The organism is Moorena sp. SIO3I6 (assembly GCF_010672095.1).
In genome coordinates this window covers 1-1246 of sequence record NZ_JAAHHU010001467.1, presented here as the reverse complement: position 1 = coordinate 1246, position 1246 = coordinate 1, and the positions used below count along the sequence as shown (strand labels likewise).

General features: G+C 40.0%; 3 protein-coding genes. All 3 read left to right on the top strand.

What is annotated here, in order from left to right; all coding sequences use genetic code 11:
• Window positions 1-412 (top strand): hypothetical protein (locus F6K49_RS50330; RefSeq protein ID WP_293110374.1); only part of this gene is annotated, 412 nt, incomplete at its 5' end.
• 171 nt (window positions 413-583) lie between these two features.
• The gene (locus F6K49_RS50325) at window positions 584-1000 is read left to right on the top strand and encodes an element excision factor XisH family protein (protein ID WP_293110372.1); all 417 of its coding nucleotides are present in this window, start codon (window positions 584-586) and stop codon (window positions 998-1000) included.
• A partial coding sequence (locus tag F6K49_RS50320; protein WP_293110370.1) for a XisI protein occupies window positions 988-1246 on the top strand: 259 nt, incomplete at its 3' end. The genes F6K49_RS50325 and F6K49_RS50320, both read left to right, overlap by 13 nt.

The following is a 1246-nucleotide window of genomic DNA, read 5'->3' as shown; positions in this document are numbered from 1 at the left end:
TTTATCTGAACAAGCTCCCACTGTGAATTCAAGTGGCAATGTCGGTCAAGTAACTTTTGTTGATGAGGAATTAGAAGAGGAATCCTTTGAAGAAAACCAAAGGGAAAACCAAGACGATGAGGAGGGTCAAAAGCGCAATCCCAGAGATATGTTATATCCAGAATTTAGAGGTAAGACATTACGGGAAGCGGTAGAGATTATCTTAGATAAATTCGCTGCTCCGGTTAACCGAGAACAGATTGCCAGCAGACTATTTGATGCCAAATCTGATCATGAACAACTCCGTGCTAAAAACTCCTTGTCTACGGAATTGCGTCGAGGTGCAAAAGAAGGGAGATGGAAGAAAGTGGGACGAGGTCTTTTTGCTTCTAATTCTTTCCAGGAGCAAGTAACTGATGAAATTAATAACTAAAATTAATAACTAAGAGTTTTAGGTTCAGATCTCTTTTGCCTGGAAAATGCTCTCATATCAGGAGTGATCGAAATCGAAACCGTACTTGACCCAATTAACCCATAAAAAAGCTGATTCGCTTTTTGCTAACCTATATAATAGACGTTTGTTGACACCTGTACCTATTTCCCCATGTCTGCTAAGGATCAATTCCATGATCTAGTTAAGGATGCTCTAATCAATGACGGTTGGATCATTACTCACGATCCTTATCGCATTGATCTGGGTTTTACCGATATCTACATTGATTTGGGGGCAGAACGCCTGATTGCTGCTGAACGCAATAATGAAAAAATAGCTATTGAAGTTAAAAGCTTTCTATCAACTTCAAGAATTTCAGAATTCCATGGTGCAATTGGGCAGTTTATTAACTATCGTCTTGCCTTAGAAGATGAGGAGCCTGATCGAACACTTCATCTTGCGGTTCCTAACACTATTTACAGTGCTTTTTTCAGTTATCCCTTCATACAAAAGTCGATCAAGCGTAATCAGGTTCCTATTGCAGTTTATGATATTTCGCAACCCAGGATTACTCAATGGATAAACTAGAGGTATATCGACATCACATTCAGGACTTGCTTAAAAAACGCGCCAGTATTAAGTCGGCGAATCCGGCCATTGAAACCCAGCTCATTTTTGATACGGAACGGGATCATTACCAGATGGTTCATACCGGTTGGAAAAATAACACCACACGTATTTATGGCTGTTCTGTACATGTGGATATTAAAGATAGCAAGATTTGGATACAGCATGATGGGTCGGAGATTGCGATCGCAGATCAGTTAGTTGAGA

Coding starts and splice junctions, on each gene's coding strand:
- F6K49_RS50325 (WP_293110372.1), top strand. CDS start 584: ATGTCTGCTAAGGATCAATTCCATGATCTAGTTAAGGATGCTCTAATC.